Genomic DNA, 19,791 nt, shown 5'->3' with positions numbered 1-19,791 from the left:
CGATGAGTTCAATGCGTGGCAAAATAGCCTAGACAAAAAGGAGCGTGAACAAGCTATTAAAGACTATACTCGCCTTATTCAACTAGGACGATCCTTTTCAATTTTTGTTATTATTTCCCAGCAAGATGCCCATAAAGCAAGCTTGGGGTTATCACGTGATTCTATAGGTACAGTAATTGCACTAGGCAAATTATCTAAAGAAACGGTCTCAATGCTCTTTTCTGATGAAAAAGATGACATTGTGCGAAACAATCCAAGAGGTGTCGGCTACATGAAGATAGATGGGCAAGATAGTCGTCATATACTTGTACCAAGTCACAATATACCTCCTTTAGAAAAACTGCTTCGGGAGGCTGTTCAACGTTCAGACTGCTATTTTCTTGATGAAGAGGCTGTTGACCCTGATTCACTTTAGAGAATCAGATGGTCTTACAGCCTCGCCAGCTTTAGCTGGCTATTATACGGGGGACATGTAAAGACCCCCGTTCCATTTGACCTTGTTCTAAAGCTTTGTAAATTCCACTTTAGGGTAAAATGCTCAATCCCCTTAAAATGCTGTTATATCAACGTTATTCTATAACTTTTTATTTAGGGTGGTTACTTCCTGAAACTGTGAGAGAATAAAAGCGTAGAAATTTCTCTACATTACAATAAATAGTTAACTAAAGCAATATTTTCCGCCCAGTTAACTTTCACTCTTTAGGCGGATAGAAAGAAAATAAAATGATTTGTAAAAATGAAATTGAAAAGTATCTTCAAAAAGATAACAACCATAACCCAGTCATTATGACCAGTGTCGATGAAGCTACATTTGTCATCCAACCGACAGAAGATACTGTAGGAGAATATCCTGATAATTGGCATCAAATTGCTTTATCGCTGTCTGAAACAGTAGCAGAAAAGCTATCCCTCCCAGTTCTCTTTGGAAATTATATTCCACTAAAAACCCCACCAGCAGGTTATACAGAGGGATTTACCTTTCAGAATCTCCCCTATTACTTTGCGATTGCTTGGCATCAGACTAACTTCACTATGGGAATTATCCTAAAAATTTCTGCATCAGCTTTGTCTCACTATAAAGCCTCCTATCAAGACTATTACAGTGAAGCAATTGACGTTCACAATATAGCACAACTGCTGTACGCTGACTATTATGATTTGCGCCTTTCTCGTATTGACCTTGCTGTTGATTACTTTAATTATCCAATGGCTGTCAATGACCTTTACCAAGGATTAAAAATCAAAAAATATATTATCACCAATCATAAAGGACGTAAAAACGTTTCTAAGATTAGCGCTCAAGAAGTGAATGGTCAAGCTCAAACTATGTATATTGGTAGCAGGAAAAAGAATGTAAGTGCTCTATTGCGTATCTATAACAAGTATCAGGAACAATTAGACAATCAAGGTCGCTATATGCACTTAACTAAGTATTGCAATTCTTGGGTACGCATGGAGGCTTCCTACAAAGGTACTTATAGCAATCAAATTCTAACCTTATTGCTTGCTATTGATAGCTCTCAAGATTTGAGCAAGCTCATTGTCAACAAAATGATTGATAAATATTGTTTCCATGATGCAGAGACTGGTCAACTGTTGCCATTCACTAGTGATTTACTTAAAGGTTTTGGTATCTTCCCAGAGCTTGAATCCTTAAACTCCCGAAATAATGATTTATTAGCAACCATTTCTTATTTGTTAAAAGGTAGCGGATTTTATCCACTTCTAAAGAAAATTGAGGAAATTTGGGGTACGCAAGCCCGTAATTATTTCATCATCAGGTTAGTTCAAGAATACGAATTCAACTACATCCCAAATCCAGATGTTGGGATATGGTTAAACAAATTCGGTGGTGAACTGTCAAAACTAAATTTTAAAGATTTTCTGGAAGATGCCTTTCAAATCTTTTACCAAAAAAACAACATCACTCCTAAAGATTCCGCCAAGAAGCCTAAAAGTGATGTTGCGGATTAGCAAGAGATAAGCAGTAGCTTACCCCTACTGCTATTATCTCATATTTCAATTATATTTACCAAAGAAAGAGAGAGTAGTATGTCTAGCAATAATTTTGATTTAAAGCAAATCGAACTCATGCTTCACACTATCATTGAAATGCTAAAGAATTTGAACAGCGAAAAAAGAAGTTCATGCATCTACACACAAAAAGAGATTTTAGATCTGCTCAGTATTTCCCCTAACACATTAAAGTCATGGGAAAATAGAGGTCTTAAACGTTTAGAACCACCTATTGAGGGTAATAGAACCGTTTACTATCATATTGATACTATTTTAGAGTTTTTAAGCCACAACTAGAAGTGAAATGTGCTAGAATAGAAGTATCAAAAAAGAAAGAAAGTGAGATACTATCTATTTTAGCTTTTTTCAATTCTTCGATTGATTGAGGAGAGCAACTATGAATATAGAAAAAATCATCCATAAAGGCAAAACCGTCCTCAAGAAAGTAAAGGACAATGGCGAGATTAGTTATTCAGTAAAGAGCGTCTATCTAGGCTTAGATATAAAGACTGGAAAACCTGTAAAAACAACTGTAACAGCTAAAACCCTACGATCCTTAGATCGTAAAATTATTCAAGCTAAAATTGATTGGGAAGAAAATGGTTCAACAAGGAAAGAAACTTTTAGCATTGCTACCTTGTCAGATCTAGCTGAAATGTGGTTCTCCAACTACGAAACTTGGGTCAGCTCAGATAACACTCTAAACCGAGTGAGGAACTATCTAGACACCTATATCCTCCCCAAATTCGGACACTATCAACCAGATAAAATCACTTCTTCCGATATACAAAAATGGATTAACGAGCTTGCCCAAAAATCTAAAGAATCTGTCAATGCTGGTAATAAACGAGCTAAAAAAGGAAGCGCAAAAGATTTCGGAGCAATCGCTCATAAATTAAGAGAGATTTTTAATTTTGGAATAACACATTTTGAACTCAAATATAATCCTGTTCAATCTATCAAGATTCCGCCAAAACCAAAAAGCAATCAAAAACGCATTATGGTTCTTCATGATGAAGATTTAACTATCTGGCTAAATTTCGTCGATACTTTACCTAATACTAGGGCTAATCGGCGATTTAAAGTTATCTGCGACAGTCTACTTGCTTCAGGAATGAGAATCAATGAGCTATTAGCTTTGACTATATATGACCTTGATTTTGAAAGTTCTGAAATATTAGTCACTAAAACTCTTGTATGGAAAAATGCAAACCCTAAGTTAGGATTAAAAGGAAAGGTTGTTTGTAAAAATACTCCTAAATCTGATTCGGGCAATAGAAAAATAGCTGTTCCGTACCAAATTATTGAGCAACTTCAAAACTTCCATGATGAAATGAATCTTTATTTCAAGAAGAACGGTCTTTCAAAAAGCAAGTTGATTTTCCCAACAATTTACGGAAACTATATGTGCGATAGGAATGAACGTGCTACACTCAAAAGACGATTACAGGAAGTTGATCTACCTGACTATGGTTTTCACTTATTCCGTCATACACACGCTTCAATGATGTTAAATGCTGGTATGAATTGGAAAGAGTTACAGGTTCGCATGGGACATAAGTCTATCAAAACTACTATGGACATATATGCCGAGCTTGCCCCTAAAAATCAAACACAAGCGGTAGATATTTATCTAAATAAAATTGCGGAGCTAACCTCATAAAATTCATGGCAACCTTTTTGGCAACCTCTGACAGTTTTATCCAAATCAATAGCTTATAAACATTGATTTAATAGGGTTTATCACAACTAAAATAGATTTTAAGTATTCCTTACAGAAGTTAAGTAAACATTCAATATGAATCAATACAGAAGAAAAACGCTTGATCAGCGTTTTTTCTTTTTGTTAATTTCAGTACATTGCAATAAAAATCATTCGAATGACTACATTTTTTGTGAAATAAAATTGAACTGCACCCCAAAAGTTAGATTTTTTCTGTCTAACTTTTTGGGGTCAGTACATATTGTCTAGAGCATTTTTGGATTTTATAATCTATTCAATCTTTGGTTTCCAATCATCAATTTTCAACGAATCACCATATAAATCATAAGCAATTAAGATTAATGTAATTTTTGAAGCAATATCTCTATCTTCATAATTCATTTTATCTTATTATTAAATCTTCTATTTTTATCAAGATTGATATTTCAATTTCAACATGGTTCATATTGATTTTTAAATCTCTTTTTGTTTATTATCAAAAACTTTTTTTGAATCAATGATTTTTTGGTAAAAATCATATTCAATCTCTGTAAAGTGACAAAATACTTCAGCACACTCAATTAAAATAGGATTTAGTTTTTCTCTTGGGGGCAATCCAACTGAAAATTTAATTTTGTCTCCTTTTTCAAAACATTCGGTCCAAAAGGCTTCATGAAATGCGACTTCAGACAAATGAACATAACCAGATGATTTATTGTAAATTTCTTTAATCTCAGGATAATACTCCGATATCCTTTCCTTAAGATTTGCATCAGTCATCTTTCTGTTTTGATTATCTTTCAAATTTCTAATAGCTTTACCACTTAAAGTCTCTTTAATAAATAATCTTCTGTCTTCTGATATAAAAGCCGCGAAAACTCTCATAAGGTTATCAAGTTGTGTTCGTACTAAAATTCCTGAACAAGTCAGATTTCTCGTTCTTAATAAGTCTATTATTCCATCAATAAATTGAATTCGTCTGTTAAGTGCTGAAAGAAAAAATATATCATTTTCAGTAAGATTTTCACCAACAATACCTTCAGCTATTCTCTTTGATTCTTCACGATATTCTCTTAATTTATTGAAATATGTCTCTATTTCATTGAAATACTCATCATTTGTCATTAGATTTCCTCCTAATCTATCTTTCTAATATGGATTCAATCATTGGTTCAATTCCATTTTCAATCAAGTAATCTATCTTATGCTGAGCAGAAAAGCGCCCAACTTCATAGGCTATATAGCGTAAAATCTGAGCAGCCACTTCATTAACGTTGAAGGAAAATTGTCCCTTTAAAACTCTATAAGAAAGGGAAGCGAAAGGATCTGCATCTTCAAATCGTTTCAAATATTGCTCGTAGTTAGAATGAATCGTCTGAATGATATAAATCGCGTGTGTATCATCTAACTTCATAAAAATCATTAAGCTTTCAATAAAAACATTACTTTTTTTAATACATGCTTGGCATAACTCTCTTGCTGGCATTTCATAAATATAGTTTTCTATATCGCCATCAAAAATACCACGGCCAATTTTTTCCCAAATTGTTTTCTTAAAAGTTTCGTCGCTTCTAACTCTCAACCATGCATTTAATGCACTCAACATTTCAGTAGCATCTTGATACCTATAATCAGGTTCTAAATTCGTAGCTTTTTCACTAACAGAACGAAGTGAATGAGAAAAAATATTAGGATTCTTAGTCATAACAAAATTAATAATACGTCCTAGTGAATACACATCGCTTCGTTTATCAGCATCTTTTAAAAGCGTTAATTGCTCTGGTGCGCAATAAAAGAGTTGACCAAAGGAAGTTGTATCCATTGTTTGATGAGATGTCAAAGTGTTTAGGTTTTTTCCTAAACCAAAATCAGCAATCTTAATTATCCCATTCACGAAAAAAACATTGGTCGGACTTAAGTCTCTATGAAGAACATCTCTTTGGTGGACGAGAGCCATAGTATAAAGTATTTGACGCAATATATTGAGCTTAGAATCCTCTGTAAGCTCACTTTCTTCAATGTAATTTGCCAATGTATAATCAGCTTTTTCCATTGTGTATGAACAATTACTACTATCGAAATCAAATACTTGAATAATACTTCCAATATCTGAACAAGATTTAGTTATTTCATACTCTCTTTTTAACCTACTTCTCAACGATTGTCGTTTAACAGATTCCTCATTTAGTTTTTTTAACACTAATCCTGTAGATTTTTGGAAATAAATATCAGCAAAGCCTCCCTTTCCAATCTCAACTAAATCTAAATCAATTTCTACTAAATAAAATTCATTTCCTCTTCTTGAGAGTTTTAAAGAATAAACAGAACAAATTTTATCTAATTCATTTATTATTTTCTGCTGATGCTCTAAAGCATCCACTTCACTTATCTGACGCTCTGTTAAAAGATATTGTTTGCTGAGTATAAGGTTGAAAAATGAATTGATAATACCTCTAGATGAAAAGTCCAATAGCTTATCATTCACATATATCCATCTTGTAGGAAAACCCTGACCATAACTATCTTGAGTATGGAAATGGGTATTGAAAAAAGAAACTAGCTGAGGTCCTGATTTATAAGTAAACATCCCCATCTCATCTCCACAGAATATCTTTGCTAGTCTTTTGTAAAAATCTGGATTGATCAATAACTCGTCCTCCTTATAGATGGTAATTCTTTAATTTAATAAATGTAGGCAGTGACATACAATCTAATTTCTCAATTAAACAGAGGGTGTCGTCAAGAATAGAAAAAATATAAAATCTATCTTGAAATATAGTTACAAAATAAGTCTCAAATTCCTTTGCTTTTAAACTTCTGTATTCAAATAGTGAGTGAAAATCATAATTTAACGCGCTTACAATAATATCATCCGAATTATCTGTCTCGAGTATATCAATCAGCTCAAACGAATATGGAAAAAACAATAAAAGGTTTTTCTGTTTTTCCAGCATTTTCAACACTTTTATGATATCTCTTTTAATACCATACTTTCTAATATTTAAAAAGTTTTCCCCTAATCGAGTGAACTCTGATATATCTCTTGTTCGGAATGCAACATGAATCTGAGTAGCTTTTACTTCACCGAATTTCTTTTTACTTTCATGAATACCAATTATACCACCACCATAATTGCTAATACCCATAGAAAACAAATGACTAGCTTGTAATCTAGTGCTAGATGATAATAGTTTAAAGTCTATTTCATAACTTTTCGAGATTGCATCACATTGACCATTATTTTCATTTAACGGTTTAGAGAAAGGAGATTGCCCTTTATCTTTAAAATGAGATGACTTATTAAGTAGCTCTAGTAAGTAGTTCTCATAATTACAATCGGGCTCTCCATCAACAAAATTTTTAATAATAGTAGCTGGTGGTAACAATTTGAATTTTATACGTGGGTCAATATTAGGATTTAAATTTTTTTCCATAAAAACTCCTCCAGTTTATTATAACATTGACATCTTAAAGTTTTTACACTTACAACAAATAATTTCTTTGTTCACTAGCTTATACTACCACCTACTCTTTAGTAACAACTATGGATACCTTCTGTATTAGAGTATTTTGTACTATTATGATATAATTAGTTTAAAGATAAGTGAGGTAGAAATGATAGTGTCGCTACGCAACTTCATAGTATGAGATGACGGGACAGGTACACCGTCCACTACTCTTGAGTGCTTAGATTTTTCTAAGTGCTTTTTTTGAATTTTCTCGGCGTTCGCTCTTGGTTCAAGTCCATTCTCCATACTATTTGGTAAGGAATTAGGTCATTCTACACTAGCTATGACTATGGACACTTACAGTCATCTCTCCAAAGAAAAAGCAAAAACAGCCGTCTCATTTTATGAGAAAGCTGTGAGTTCGTTATAAGTGATGACAAAAATGATGACAAACTCAGAAATCAAGCTTTTAAGACAAAGCAAAAAGCCCACTGTTGTAGGCTTTCTGTAAAATATATCTTAAAATTAAAGCATTTTGTTGTAGAATTCAACGACAAGTGCTTCGTTGATTTCTGGGTTGATTTCGTCGCGTTCTGGCAAGCGAGTCAATGAACCTTCCAATTTTTCAGCGTCGAATGATACGAATGCTGGACGTCCAAGAGTAGCTTCTACTGCTTCAAGGATAGCTGGAACTTTCAATGATTTTTCACGAACTGAGATCACTTGACCTGGAGTTACGCGGTATGATGGGATATCAACGCGTTTTCCGTCAACAAGGATGTGACCATGGTTTACGAATTGACGAGCTTGACGACGAGTAGTCGCAAGACCAAGACGGTAAACAACGTTATCCAAACGACGTTCCAAAAGAAGCATGAAGTTGAAACCTAGGATTCCGCCTTTGATTTTTGTAGCTTGTACGAACAAGTTACGGAATTGTTTTTCACCTACACCGTAAGTGAAACGAAGTTTTTGTTTTTCAGCCAATTGCAAACCGTATTCTGACAATTTAGAACGGTTGTTTGGTCCGTGTTGTCCTGGTACGTAGTTACGACGTGCCAATTCTTTACCTGTACCTGTAAGTGAAAGGCCAAGGCGACGAGCTTGTTTCCAAGATGGTCCTGTATAACGTGACATGTGAATGTCCTCCTGATATAAATAATATTTCGGTGGAAATAGTCACTTAGAAAGCCCTGATTCGTGCAGATGCCCTTCGCCTAAACAGCCAAGGTTACTTATCATAAGACACCTGTTGACGAGCTTCATGCTTTCCTGCTGATATTTCACACAAAATCCATTTTACCATGAATGGCTAGATTTGTAAAGGGGTTTTAAGCTTTATTTTCATTGCCAGAGAGGTTAAGAAGGAGGGTAAAGGTACTTCCTAGGCCGTACTGGCTGCTGACTGTGATTTCCCCACCCAATTGATGGGCCAATTCACGCGCAATCGCAAGACCAAGACCATGACCACCTGTCTTCATGTTACGCGAAGTTTCTACACGATAAAGGCGTTTGAAAATATTCTCCAAATCCTCTGGAGCAATGCCCTGTCCCTCATCAGTCACACTGATTGAAAGCTGGTTCTTCTCCATCTTAGCCACCACTTCCAGCTTAGTTCCTGGAGCTGAGTATTTAAAAGCGTTATTGATCAGATTCACCAAGATACGAGAAAGTTTGGCATAATCTCCCTCAATCCGGGCAGACTCTGGAATTACCTGCAAATGGACATCTCGCTCCTCCTGCTCAATCAAGAACTGAAATTCACTCATGCACTCAATCAAGAGCTGGTCCAGAAAAATGCTGTCTTTGCTGGTCGTTTCCACCTGATTTCTAGCTGTGTTTAGGGTCAAAAAATTCAACTCCTCAACTAGTTTATTGAGTCTTTCCGTCTGACGCCCAATGGTTGCTAGATAATGGTCCTGTTCTCCTTCCTTGATAACCCCATCCAAAATCCCTTCTACCGTCGCTTGGATTGAAGTGATGGGGGTCTTGATATCATGCGAAAGCTGGGCAATCATCAAGCCCTTTTCACGTTCGCTTTCTTCCAAGGAATCAAAGGTGGCCTGCAAATCATGGGACATTTCATTGAAAGCTTGGCCTAATTGTTGAAATTCTACAGGGCCTTGAACCTCCAGATTTGAAGGAAAATCCTTGTCCGCTACCCGCTTGGCATGTTCCTTGAGTTTGCCCAATGAAGTAAAGACCGGCGATAAGAGAAAGAGACTAATCCCAGCACCGACAAGGCTGGCAACGATGGTCATTCCAAGCAGAAAGTAAATCTCGCTTTTCTCAATCAGCATTTTTTGAACAGCCCAAAAAACCACGATAATCGTTAGGAGTGTTGAAATGACATACCCCACTAAAATATAACTTTTTAATTTCATTGACTACCTCGTGCTTTCTCAATTTTGTAGCCCAAACCCCAGACAGTTTTTATAGCAGGCGTTTCTGCGCTGGCATGTTTAGCCAACTCCTGTCGAAGAGCATGAATATGAACATTCAAGGTATTAGTATCATCCACATAGTCTTCCTGCCAGACCTTTTCATAGAGGTCTGTCTTAGAAAAAACTCTCTCTGGATTGCTGGCTAAAAGCCATAGAAGTTCGAAGGATTTGACTGTCAAATCAAGCGCCACATCTCCGACTTGGACCTCATGACTACCGTGATTCATCCGTAAATCCCCGAGACTGACGACTTCTGTCTCACCTCCACGATGAAGGCGCCGCAAAATATTGTGGACACGCAAAACCAGCTCACGTGGACTAAAGGGCTTGGCAATAAAGTCATCTGCCCCTAAGCTCAGGCCATAAATCTTGTCCTGCTCGCTAGTCTTAGCCGTGATAAAGAGAAAAGGCTGATCTGGAGATTGATACTGAACCTCACTAATCAAGTCATAACCATCCATCCGAGGCATCATGATATCTGTAATAATCAAATCAATTGGTTTTCGCTTGAAGATTTCCAAGGCCTCCACTCCATCATGGGCCACCAAAACCTGATATCCTGCCTGAACCAGATAGCGTTGATGAATATCTGTGATTTCTACCTCGTCATCAACGAGTAAAATTGTCTTTCCCATCTGTCTCTCCTTTGAAAAAAACAGTGCTATACCACAATAGTATAACACTATTTTTATCTCTTTACGAACATTCTAAACGATATCTGGATTTTTCAAATCCTAGATAGAAAGTCTGTAACTAGACTAGTCATTTTCCTCTTTTTTAGCTTTCAAACCGAGGCCACCTAGAAGTCCGGCCAAGGCTAATCCAAAGAATCCAAGAGTAGCCATTGATGTTTGGGCTTCACCAGTATATGGAAGCATGCCTTTTTGGTCTTTCATTTGATCAGCCATCATTGGACTTGATACCTTGTTAGTAGATGCCATCTTGCCTTCATCAGGCATTTTACTTGAGGTTACCATAGGCTGGCTAGCATTCATGGTTTTGTCCTGCTCTTTGTTAGACATCATCTTATCTTGGCTAACAGCTGGCATTTTAGATTTCATATCATTGAGGGACTTATACCCATTCAAGTTCACTGTCAATTCTTTAGACGCTACCAGATTGCTCAAATCGGCCTTGCCATCTTTCGCACCGTATACCTTGATGGTAGCTTTATAGCTTTGCGTACCGTTTTGTTTCAAAAGGTCTAGAAGCTCTTTGTCAGATTTACCTTGAGTACCGGCCAAGTCTACTTCGTAGAAGTAGAGACCTTTGCCCAATTTTTCTACTGGTGGAAGAGCAGGATTTTTGGCTGAACCATTGTCTGACCATGGAGCCTTGTCGGATGCTTTCAAGATAAGGCGAGTCAACATACCGTCACCTGCGAAGAATTCATATGGAATAACTTGGTTAACACCGGCTGTGAATGGACCAGGGAAGTTAGCTTTATCCAAGTAAGTAGCTGGAACATCTACTGTGTCTTTGGTATTGTCAGCCACGCCTTTTTGGACTTCAGCTGGGGTAGTCAAGCCATTCAAGTTGACATCCAATTCTTTAGTCGCTACGAGATTGCTCAAGTCTGCTTTGCCATCTTTAGCACCGTACACCTTGATAGTAGCTTTATAACTTTGAGTACCATTTTGTTTCAAGAGGTCAAGAAGCTCTTTGTCTGATTTGCCTTGAGTGCCGGCCAAGTCTACTTCGTAGAAGTAGAGACCTTTCCCCAATTTTTCTACTGGTGGAAGAGCTGGATTTTTAGCTGAACCATTGTCTGACCATGGGGCTTTGTCAGAGGCTTTCAAGATCAGACGAGTCAACATACCGTCTCCGGCGAAGAATTCATACGGAATAACTTGGTTGACACCAGCTGTGAATGGACCAGGGAAGTTAGCTTTGTCCAAGTAAGTAGCTGGGACGTCTACTGTATCTTTGGTGTTGTCGGCTACGCCTTTTTGCACTTCAGCTGGAGTAGTTAAGCCGTTCAAATTAACATCCAAATCCTTAGACGCTACTAGATTGCTCAAATCGGCCTTGCCATCTTTCGCACCGTACACTTTGATGGTAGCTTTATAGCTTTGAGTGCCGTTTTGTTTCAAGAGATCAAGAAGATCTTTATCAGATTTTCCTTGAGTGCCAGCCAAATCTACTTCATAGAAGTAAAGGCCTTTACCTAATTTCTCTACTGGTGGAAGAGCAGGATTTTTGGCTGAACCATTGTCTGACCATGGGGCTTTGTCTGATGCTTTCAAGATAAGGCGAGTCAACATACCGTCACCAGCAAAGAATTCGTATGGAATGACTTGGTTGACACCGGCTGTAAATGGACCAGGGAAGTTGGCTTTATCAAGGTAGCTAGCCGGAACATCCACTGTGTCTTTAGTATTGTCGGCTACGCCTTTTTGGACTTCAGCTGGGGTAGTCAAGCCGTTCAAGTTGACATCCAAATCCTTAGTCGCTACGAGATTTGTCAAATCAGCCTTGCCATCTTTAGCGCCGTACACCTTGATAGTCGCCTTGTAGCTTTGAGTGCCGTTTTGTTTCAAGAGGTCTAGAAGCTCTTTATCTGATTTTCCTTGAGTACCTGCCAAGTCCACTTCATAGAAGTAGAGACCTTTGCCCAATTTCTCTACTGGTGGAAGGGCTGGATTTTTATCTGAACCATTGTCTGACCATGGAGCCTTGTCGGAGGCTTTCAAGATAAGGCGAGTTAACATACCATCTCCGGCGAAGAATTCATATGGGATGACTTGATTGACACCGGCTGTGAATGGACCAGGGAAGTTAGCTTTATCCAAGTAAGATGCCGGAACATCCACTGTATCTTTAGTGTTGTCAGCCACGCCTTTTTGGACTTCAGCTGGAGTGGTTGCTGGTTGAGTTTCACTTGCTTCACGGTCTTGTCCAGCAACTGTAGCTGCAGGACTTTCCACAGGTTTAACCGCATCTTCTGTTTGTTTCTTAGATTCTGGTTTTGCTTGCGCTTCTTCTTTTGGTGCTACTACTGGCTCTTTAGCACCTGCATCTGCTTTTTCTGGAGAGCTTGCAGTATCCAAGCTTGCTTTAGGTGTTGAATCTGCCTGTTCTGAAGGAAGAGCTGTATCGACTGCTTCTTTGAGAACTCCTACTGGTAAGTCGCTCTTTTCACTCACCGCAGTCGCATCTGGCGCTACTTGAGCAGGGCTTGGATTGACCACATCGGCACGTACAGAACTTGGTTGACCAACTAGGACAAAAAAGCCACTAGCCACAACAACTGAGGCAACACCGACACTAAGACGGCGAATAGACCAACGAGTATATCTTTGATTTGGATTGAATTTCATAGGATTCTCCTTAGAGTTTTTCTTTATTTGATGACTCTAGTATAATCTCCTAAAATTAAAAAGGATTAAGAAAAAGTTAAAATTTTTCTTAAATCCCTCTTATAAAATACTTATATTAATTTTTTACGAATTTAATTCTGCCAAATCATCTAGATACTGGTTGTTAATGACCGCCAAGATATAGGCATCCGCCTTCAAGAGATCATTGGGACCAAATTGGACGTCCAGCGGTGAATTTTCTTGTTCACGAAATCCTAGGACATTGAGGTTATATTTGCCACGTAAATCCAGCTGGCTCAAGCTTTGACCTGCCCAGACACTCGGAATCTTCATCTCCACGATAGACACATTTTTATCCAGCTGAAAGACATCAACATTGTTATGAAAGAGAATGGTCTGCGCTAGAGACTGCCCCATTTCATACTCAGGTGAAATCACCGAGTCAGCACCGATTTTTTCTAGCACCTTCTTGGCTGTCTGGCTTTTGACCTTGGCAATAACCCTTGGTACCCCTAGACTCTTACAATGCATAACTGCAAGCACACTCGACTCTAGATTTTCCCCTGTTGCCACTACAACCGTATCACAGGTATCAATTCCTGCAGTTCTGAGGAGTTCCTCATCTGTAATATCGCCCACAACTCCACGCGCCAAAACTGGCTCAAATTGATTGATACGCTCAGCGTGGTCGTCAATGGCAATAATATTCATATCTTGCTTGGCTAGGGCCGTCAGGACACTACTCCCGAAAATCCCCAAACCTAAAATTCCAATCGTACGATCTGACATAGTTCTTCCTTTCTTATCCAATACTAATATCTGCTTTCATATACTGAATCAAATCTTTCTTATCAGGCTGGTAATCCGCTAGACTGACCAGCAAGGTCAAGGGACCGATACGGCCAATAAACATGAGTACCATGACAATGCTGAGAGCTAACTTGCCCAGTTCTGGTGTCAGATTTGCCGTTACCCCAACTGTCGCAAGGGCCGAAATGGTCTCAAACATGAGGTAGATAAAGCGCGGTGTTCCTTCTGCTGTAATTCCCAGCAACACCAAACCCAACAAGAAGGTCATCAAAAAGATAATGAAGACACTAAAGGATTTTTGGACTGTTCGAGCCTCAATGGTTCTCTGCGCAACATTGGCATGAGGTAGGCCCAGCAATTCACTACGCGCAAAAACCAACAAGACAAAGAAAGTCGTAATCTTGAGCCCCCCAGCCGTTCCTCCAGGCGCTCCACCCAGAAACATCTGTAGGATATAGATAAACAAGGTCACAGGCCGAGCTTGAGTATAGTCAATAGAAGCAAAACCGGCCGTTCTCATGCTGACGGTTTGGAAAAAGCTAACCAGCACTTTCTCTGGAACGCTGAGATTGCCAATGGTTCCTGGATTGTGCCACTCCGTAAAGAGTGTAGATACTGTCCCAAACAGCAAAATCCCTGCAGTCAAGAAGAGAACCAACTTGGTGTGGAAACGCAGACGGCGTTTTTTCTTCTTATCAAACTGGGTTGCTAAGTCAAACCAGACCATAAAGCCGAGACCACCCGTGATAATCAAACCAGCAATGACCAGATTGATCAAGGGATCCGTCTGAAAAGCCACTAAACTGCTACTGCCGAAATTATCAAAACCAGCATTACAAAAGGCTGAAATGGCTAAAAAGATGGAGGTAAAAATGCCCCTTCCCCAGCCGAACTCAGGAATAAAACGGAAACTTAGTAGAAAGGCACCCAAGCCCTCCACCAGAAAAGTCGTCAAAAAGATAGACCGCATAAAGGACTTCAAAGACTTACTTTCCCCATAACTAAAACTCTCCTGAATGGTTTCACGACTACGCAGACTAAGCTTTTGCTTGCCTTGGATATAAAAAATCCCGATAAAGGTCATGAGCCCCAGACCACCAATCTGTATCAAGAGCATACAAATCAACTGCCCCCAGACATTATAGGTAGTAGCCACTGGTTGCGTAAAAAGACCAGTCACACAGACCATGGACACCGTCGTAAAGAGATGGTCAAAATAAGTAGCCTGAGAACCACTTGCCTGAACAAAAGGCAAACTCAAAAGAAGAGAACCTATAAAAATAACTCCAGCGAAACTCAGAAAAATCCGACGAGCTGGCGAAAGTCCGCCCAAGGCTCTTTCAATTTTTTTCACAAATAATTTAAATAACATACATCCATTGTACCATAAAAAGAAGAAGAGTAGCTAGAACTGAAAGGCAATCTCAAGGCAGAGTTCCAAGGCCTTCTCGAAAGTTTCTGAACCCCAGTCACGACTATCGTACTGATCCAAGTCTGCTAAAGAATCAGCTGTGAACAACAATTCTCCCCAGAGAACCCCACGCAGTTGGGCTACTGCCGCAAGCGCAGAACACTCCATCTCCACAACAGCACATCCTTCTTCCTTACGATAAGACACCTTTTCAGCCGTTTCTCGATAAAAACCGTCTGTCGTCCATGTCATGACTTCTTCATAGGAAATCCCTCTGGCTTCCAAAACTTGCTCAATAGTAACAATAGCCTCTGACTGCATTTCCATATAACGAGAAGGTGCCGCATAGTGGTAACTAGCTCCCTCATCTCGCAGAGCCCGAACAGGTACTAGAAAGGCATTTTCCTCTATATCAGCTAGCACACCACAAGTACCGGTGGAAATAATCTGCTCCACACCATAGCCAATCAACCAATCCATAAACTGGGCTGCTGGAGCGGAACCAACAGGAGCCTGAGCCAGACAAATTTCCTCGCCCTTGTAGTTCACGACATAGACTGGATAGGTCTTGGTGGCTGAAACAAATTCGCCGACACAGTCCGCCCCTACTTCCCTCGCATAGCAGTCAATCTCCTCACCTAAAAAAGCATAGACACACTTCTTGGGCAAGTGCAAGTCCAGCCCCTCGTGATTGGGCATGATGACCGCCTGAGGATTGTCGTCAAACTCTAAAATAGGAATCGCATGTTTCTGAATCATAACCCACCTCCTCTAATTTTGTACTATTGTATCAAAAGCTGACAGAGTGTCAAGGAGGGGGTTGATGAACTGAGGAGAAAAAAGCATCCCACTTACGAGATGCTTTTAAATTAATCAATGAAACAGACTTGCTAAGATATAGAGTAGGTAAATGTGGGCTGGGTAAAAGATGATGAAACCTACAAAAAAGAAACAACCTCCGCTGTTCCTTTTTACTTCTATTTCACAGGTATCTCCTTAATCACGCGCGCAGGATTGCCAGCTAGGACAACGTTGTCGCCAAAGGACTTAGTGATTACAGCCCCTGCTCCAGCAACAACATTATTGCCCAGTGTCACTCCAGGAAGGACAATAACACCACCTCCAGCCCAGAAATTGTCTCCGATAGTAATAGGCTTGCCGTATTCCACACCTGAATTACGTTCCTGCGGGTCCAATGGATGGAGAGGAGTCAAGAACTGACAGTTGGGACCAATCATAGCATTGTCCCCGATGCGAATCGGACAAACATCCAGCATGGTCAAGTTCCAATTAGAATAAAAATTTTCCCCTAGATGGATGTTGACTCCATAATCGACTACCAGGCGTGGATTGATATAAAGATTTTGCCCAGTTGAACCAAACCAATCCTTGATAATCTCCGCCCCCTTCAAGGGATCTTCTTCCTCGTTAAAAGCAGCCTGTTTTTGGCGAGAAGCCTGAGCCAAGGCCCGCAATTCTGGGTCCGATGGACGGTAAACCTCTCCCGCTATCATTTTCTGGTATTCACTGGTCATTGTATCACCTCATACTTACTTTGGAGCCCATCATATCAAAAAGCCTTTGAAAGGTCAAGAATAGCCTGATCAACATATCTTACCCATGGCACTAGCAACGCTCGCTTAAATATTTTTGAGAATAGAAATCGTTCGTTTTGTCTATATCAATCACAATCCATTGTTTACATGATGCTGTAGAACATCAAAATCATAATCAAGATTAGTGCTTCATGCCAAGTTCTCGCAATTTCTGATAAACTTGCTCTTCATCTGTTGCCACCTGATAAACAATATTGTGATTCTCCAAGGAATTAAAGAAATAATCTTGAATAGCAATAGCTAATTTATCACTGTCTCGCATATTATCTGTCTTAGTTTCTACAAAAAGATAAATAATCTTATTTTGAGCACCTTCAATTACAAAAACAAAATCAGGACTAGTTGTTCCACCCGTATATTTTGGAATACGAATAGCAGATTTAGGAAGTTTTCCGAATACTGTTACTGTCTTATCATAGTGATGCTGAAGAAGTTTTTTCTCTGGATTCTCACTATCATAGTAAACGGGTGGACGGTCGTAAAGATATCGTTCTTCCCTCCCAACCTCAGTCAACTCTTTTGTACCTAAATTTCCAATAATAATTTCATTTACAAAACTATCCGTTGTAGCATCATAAAGTGTTGTAATAGCTTGAAAATCCAAACTTTCATAGCGATAAGCTGTGCTATAACTCTTCTCAAAAGCACATTTAAAGGCTTTAACCAAATTTTTCAAGGTCTCATTATTTAGAATATTATCATTTCTAATTTTTTTCAATACTTTTAAGAGCCGCCTATGTAATGCTGTAATAGGTAAATTCGTTTCCTGTACCAGCTTTTTGAGGAAGACTCCATACGCCATACCAGCTCGCGCATGGCTATAACTAGCTGTCTCCGTTGAACTAGTAACTTCACTATCCTCTGCTACCAGACTTTCCCTTATCATACCAAAATATTCAACAACATAGTACGTCTCATCTAAAAATATCTGATCCATAAGTTGTGATATATCAACAGCTCCATCATCAAAAACTATCATACGTCGCTTCGAAAAATCTCTCCAAAGTTCTTTCACCTGTTTCCAGTTGTCTTGATTTAATTTAACATGCGTAACAGGCCTTGTCTCATTACTATTACGAACCTTATCGCCTCTCAGTTGCTGTTCTGTCAGGATAGGATACAACTGGCATAATTTCTCCCATCCTCCCTCTTGATAAGTCATAGAAAAATCAATAATTCCATTCTGTCCCAACTGATTTTTGAGGACAGTCTCCGTCAAATCCGAATAATGGCTAAGAATCAACCGAATCGTTTGCTCATCTAATCTTTCTCTATTAAATTCAATTGGAGCGTCGTTGTTGATTTCTCCAATTAATTTTTGGGCAAAATCTCTCTCATCATATCCAATGAGGAAATCCAACCGAGAGACAAATTCGTCTTGTGTGACACGGCGTCCCTTCTCATCAACTGGAAGACGAAGTCCTCGACCTACTTCTTGAATCTTCGAATTTTCAGATCCGGAAGTGCGAAGTTTGCAAATAACAAAAACATTAGGGTTATCCCATCCTTCACGAAGCGTCCACTTTGAAAAGAGGAAGCGTCTAGTTAGCCAATTTCCTTCACCATCTTTAAAAGACAATAGCTTGGTTTTATTATGAAGAATATCATCAACTTCTGCTTGGATATCATCGGCACTTGAACCACGATCTTCTCCGAAATAGCCTGCATGAATGGACTGAGTATCAGCCTGCAAGTCACATAGACTTGCTTTAAGGTAGCCTAAATAATCTTTACTGATAGCATCTGACATTTTTTCCATGTCTGCTATCCTGCTTTGCAATTTCGCCAAAAGCAGACGCTCAAAAGTCAAACGCAACCAGCCATCCTTCTTTCGATAAGAGGCAATAGAGTCAATGAAAAAAAGGGTTAGAGCCTTAATTTTAGGTTGATTATTCGGACGACTAAAAAGTTCCCATTCCTTTATAAAGTGCTTATCAATAGCATCTTCTATCATAAGTTCCTGATAAGAGTTAGCAAAGGTGTGAGGCATGAGCATCATCCCATCAGCCAATTCTAATCCATTACTGAGCACTTTGGAACCTGCATAAAAAACATCCCCCTCAAAAGCAGAATCAACATCAGCAAGATTATCTCCGACCGCTAGCGTCCTTGTCAAATTGCCTTTTTTCAGCGTCAACTCCTTCGCTTTTACGCCTACTACCTTCCATATATTTTGGCTTTCCTCTTTAGTCAATTTAGGATAAGAAATATCAATCCCCTTTACAAGTCCTTGATTAAAGGACTTGACAGCAGTCAAGTTATATACTGGTTGGTCTTGATAATAGTGTTTCTTTTGTCCTACTTGACCATTTTTTACTTTCACCTCAGGAAATGTAGCTCCAAAGCGAACAATCATTTGAGGCTTGAGACTGGTTACCGCTTGATAATTTTTGCCGTCAGTGGGAAAACGATGCGGTTCGTCTATAATAACAACTGGACGCGTTCTTTCAAGGGCTGCAATGGGCTGTGTGATGTTAGACAAAAGGGTCTGATCGTATTTGTTACTCGTCATAGAAGACGATCGTAGCATATCTGCATTGACTAGAAGAACTTGAATCGTATTGCTATTGAGCCTTGAGCCTTCTATAAAACTTGTCAGTTGAGCTGGAAAGTTTTTGCGACCACTTTTCACTTTAAAGTCCCCTGCATTGATGACATTGAGATCAATACGAACGTTACTGTAATGTTGAGAAAAGTGCTGTTTAGCATAATCCGACTGGATAAAATGTCTGGTTCCCTCTTTGATAGCGGGACTCGGTACGACAATAATAAATTTAAAAAGTCCTCTCTCCTTGTGAAGCTCATAGAGAAGTCTGGTATATACATAGGTCTTACCAGTTCCTGTCTCCATCTTGACATCTAAAAATTTCTTCTCATCATAGCGTCCATAGAGAAGAGGATTAGCATAGACATAGTTGATATCGGGATCCGTACTACAATCATCAATCTTTGGAAATGCATCCATAATAGCTTTTAAAGCTTCTTCTTGATGGGGCAGTTCTTCTAGAAATAGTTTCATGACG

15 protein-coding genes and 1 pseudogene are annotated in these 19,791 nt (G+C 38.9%); 4 read left to right on the top strand and 12 right to left on the bottom strand.

The features are described 5' to 3' along the window. From DXN33_RS09085 to DXN33_RS09070, 4 genes and pseudogenes are all read left to right on the top strand, one after another. Positions 1-415 (top strand): annotated as a pseudogene (locus DXN33_RS09085) (cell division protein FtsK); the annotation flags it as partial. A gap of 308 nt (positions 416-723) precedes the next feature. Further along, positions 724-1,974, top strand: a complete 1,251-nt coding sequence (locus DXN33_RS09080) for a replication initiation factor domain-containing protein (protein WP_101776916.1) — start codon at positions 724-726, stop codon at positions 1,972-1,974. Positions 1,975-2,052: 78 nt separating this feature from the next. Continuing rightward, on the top strand, positions 2,053-2,313 hold the full coding sequence (locus DXN33_RS09075; RefSeq protein WP_115904702.1) for a MerR family transcriptional regulator: 261 nt from the start codon (positions 2,053-2,055) through the stop codon (positions 2,311-2,313). 100 nt (positions 2,314-2,413) lie between these two features. Continuing rightward, a complete protein-coding gene (locus DXN33_RS09070) occupies positions 2,414-3,679 on the top strand; it encodes a site-specific integrase (RefSeq protein ID WP_115904703.1) in 1,266 nt (421 codons plus the stop codon). Between the two features lie 513 nt (positions 3,680-4,192). On the opposite strand, the gene DXN33_RS09065 is transcribed toward DXN33_RS09070, so the two are convergent. The 12 genes from DXN33_RS09065 to DXN33_RS09005 form a co-directional block, all read right to left on the bottom strand. Beyond that, entirely contained in the window at positions 4,193-4,843 is a 651-nt protein-coding gene (locus tag DXN33_RS09065) for a hypothetical protein (RefSeq protein WP_115904704.1), read from the bottom strand. Between the two features lie 16 nt (positions 4,844-4,859). Continuing rightward, positions 4,860-6,365 carry a serine/threonine-protein kinase gene (locus tag DXN33_RS09060; protein WP_115904705.1) on the bottom strand — a complete coding sequence of 502 codons (1,506 nt, stop codon included), beginning with the start codon at positions 6,363-6,365 and terminating at the stop codon, positions 4,860-4,862. 13 nt (positions 6,366-6,378) lie between these two features. Next, positions 6,379-7,152: a hypothetical protein gene (locus DXN33_RS09055; protein WP_115904706.1), complete on the bottom strand. Its 774-nt coding sequence runs from the start codon at positions 7,150-7,152 to the stop codon at positions 6,379-6,381. A 540-nt stretch (positions 7,153-7,692) separates the two neighbouring features. Continuing rightward, on the bottom strand, positions 7,693-8,304 hold the full coding sequence (rpsD, locus tag DXN33_RS09045) for a 30S ribosomal protein S4 (RefSeq protein WP_000092756.1): 612 nt from the start codon (positions 8,302-8,304) through the stop codon (positions 7,693-7,695). A gap of 194 nt (positions 8,305-8,498) precedes the next feature. Further along, positions 8,499-9,551, bottom strand: coding sequence for a HAMP domain-containing sensor histidine kinase (locus DXN33_RS09040; protein ID WP_115904707.1), 1,053 nt, complete (start codon positions 9,549-9,551; stop codon positions 8,499-8,501). Further along, positions 9,548-10,246, bottom strand: a complete 699-nt coding sequence (locus DXN33_RS09035) for a response regulator transcription factor (RefSeq protein ID WP_115904708.1) — start codon at positions 10,244-10,246, stop codon at positions 9,548-9,550. Before DXN33_RS09035 ends, DXN33_RS09040 begins: the two co-directional genes overlap by 4 nt. A gap of 123 nt (positions 10,247-10,369) precedes the next feature. Next, positions 10,370-12,931, bottom strand: coding sequence for an SSURE domain-containing protein (locus DXN33_RS09030; RefSeq protein ID WP_115904918.1), 2,562 nt, complete (start codon positions 12,929-12,931; stop codon positions 10,370-10,372). A gap of 123 nt (positions 12,932-13,054) precedes the next feature. Beyond that, the gene (locus DXN33_RS09025; RefSeq protein ID WP_001283909.1) at positions 13,055-13,720 is read right to left on the bottom strand and encodes a TrkA family potassium uptake protein; all 666 of its coding nucleotides are present in this window, start codon (positions 13,718-13,720) and stop codon (positions 13,055-13,057) included. 13 nt (positions 13,721-13,733) lie between these two features. After that, positions 13,734-15,113, bottom strand: a complete 1,380-nt coding sequence (locus DXN33_RS09020) for a TrkH family potassium uptake protein (protein ID WP_049510873.1) — start codon at positions 15,111-15,113, stop codon at positions 13,734-13,736. Between the two features lie 33 nt (positions 15,114-15,146). After that, complete coding sequence (locus tag DXN33_RS09015; RefSeq protein WP_049492690.1) at positions 15,147-15,911, bottom strand: nucleoside phosphorylase; 765 nt, start codon at positions 15,909-15,911, stop codon at positions 15,147-15,149. Between the two features lie 218 nt (positions 15,912-16,129). Continuing rightward, positions 16,130-16,687 (bottom strand): sugar O-acetyltransferase, encoded by a 558-nt coding sequence (locus tag DXN33_RS09010; RefSeq protein WP_094753872.1) that lies wholly within the window; start codon positions 16,685-16,687, stop codon positions 16,130-16,132. 202 nt (positions 16,688-16,889) lie between these two features. Further along, a complete protein-coding gene (locus tag DXN33_RS09005; RefSeq protein ID WP_115904917.1) occupies positions 16,890-19,787 on the bottom strand; it encodes a type III restriction-modification system endonuclease in 2,898 nt (965 codons plus the stop codon). Positions 19,788-19,791 lie beyond the last annotated feature (4 nt).

This window comes from Streptococcus sp. NM, from assembly GCF_003390135.1.
GTDB lineage: Bacteria > Bacillota > Bacilli > Lactobacillales > Streptococcaceae > Streptococcus.
Note: the sequence above shows the minus strand (reverse complement) of the source record. Positions and strands in the feature narration are given on the sequence as shown.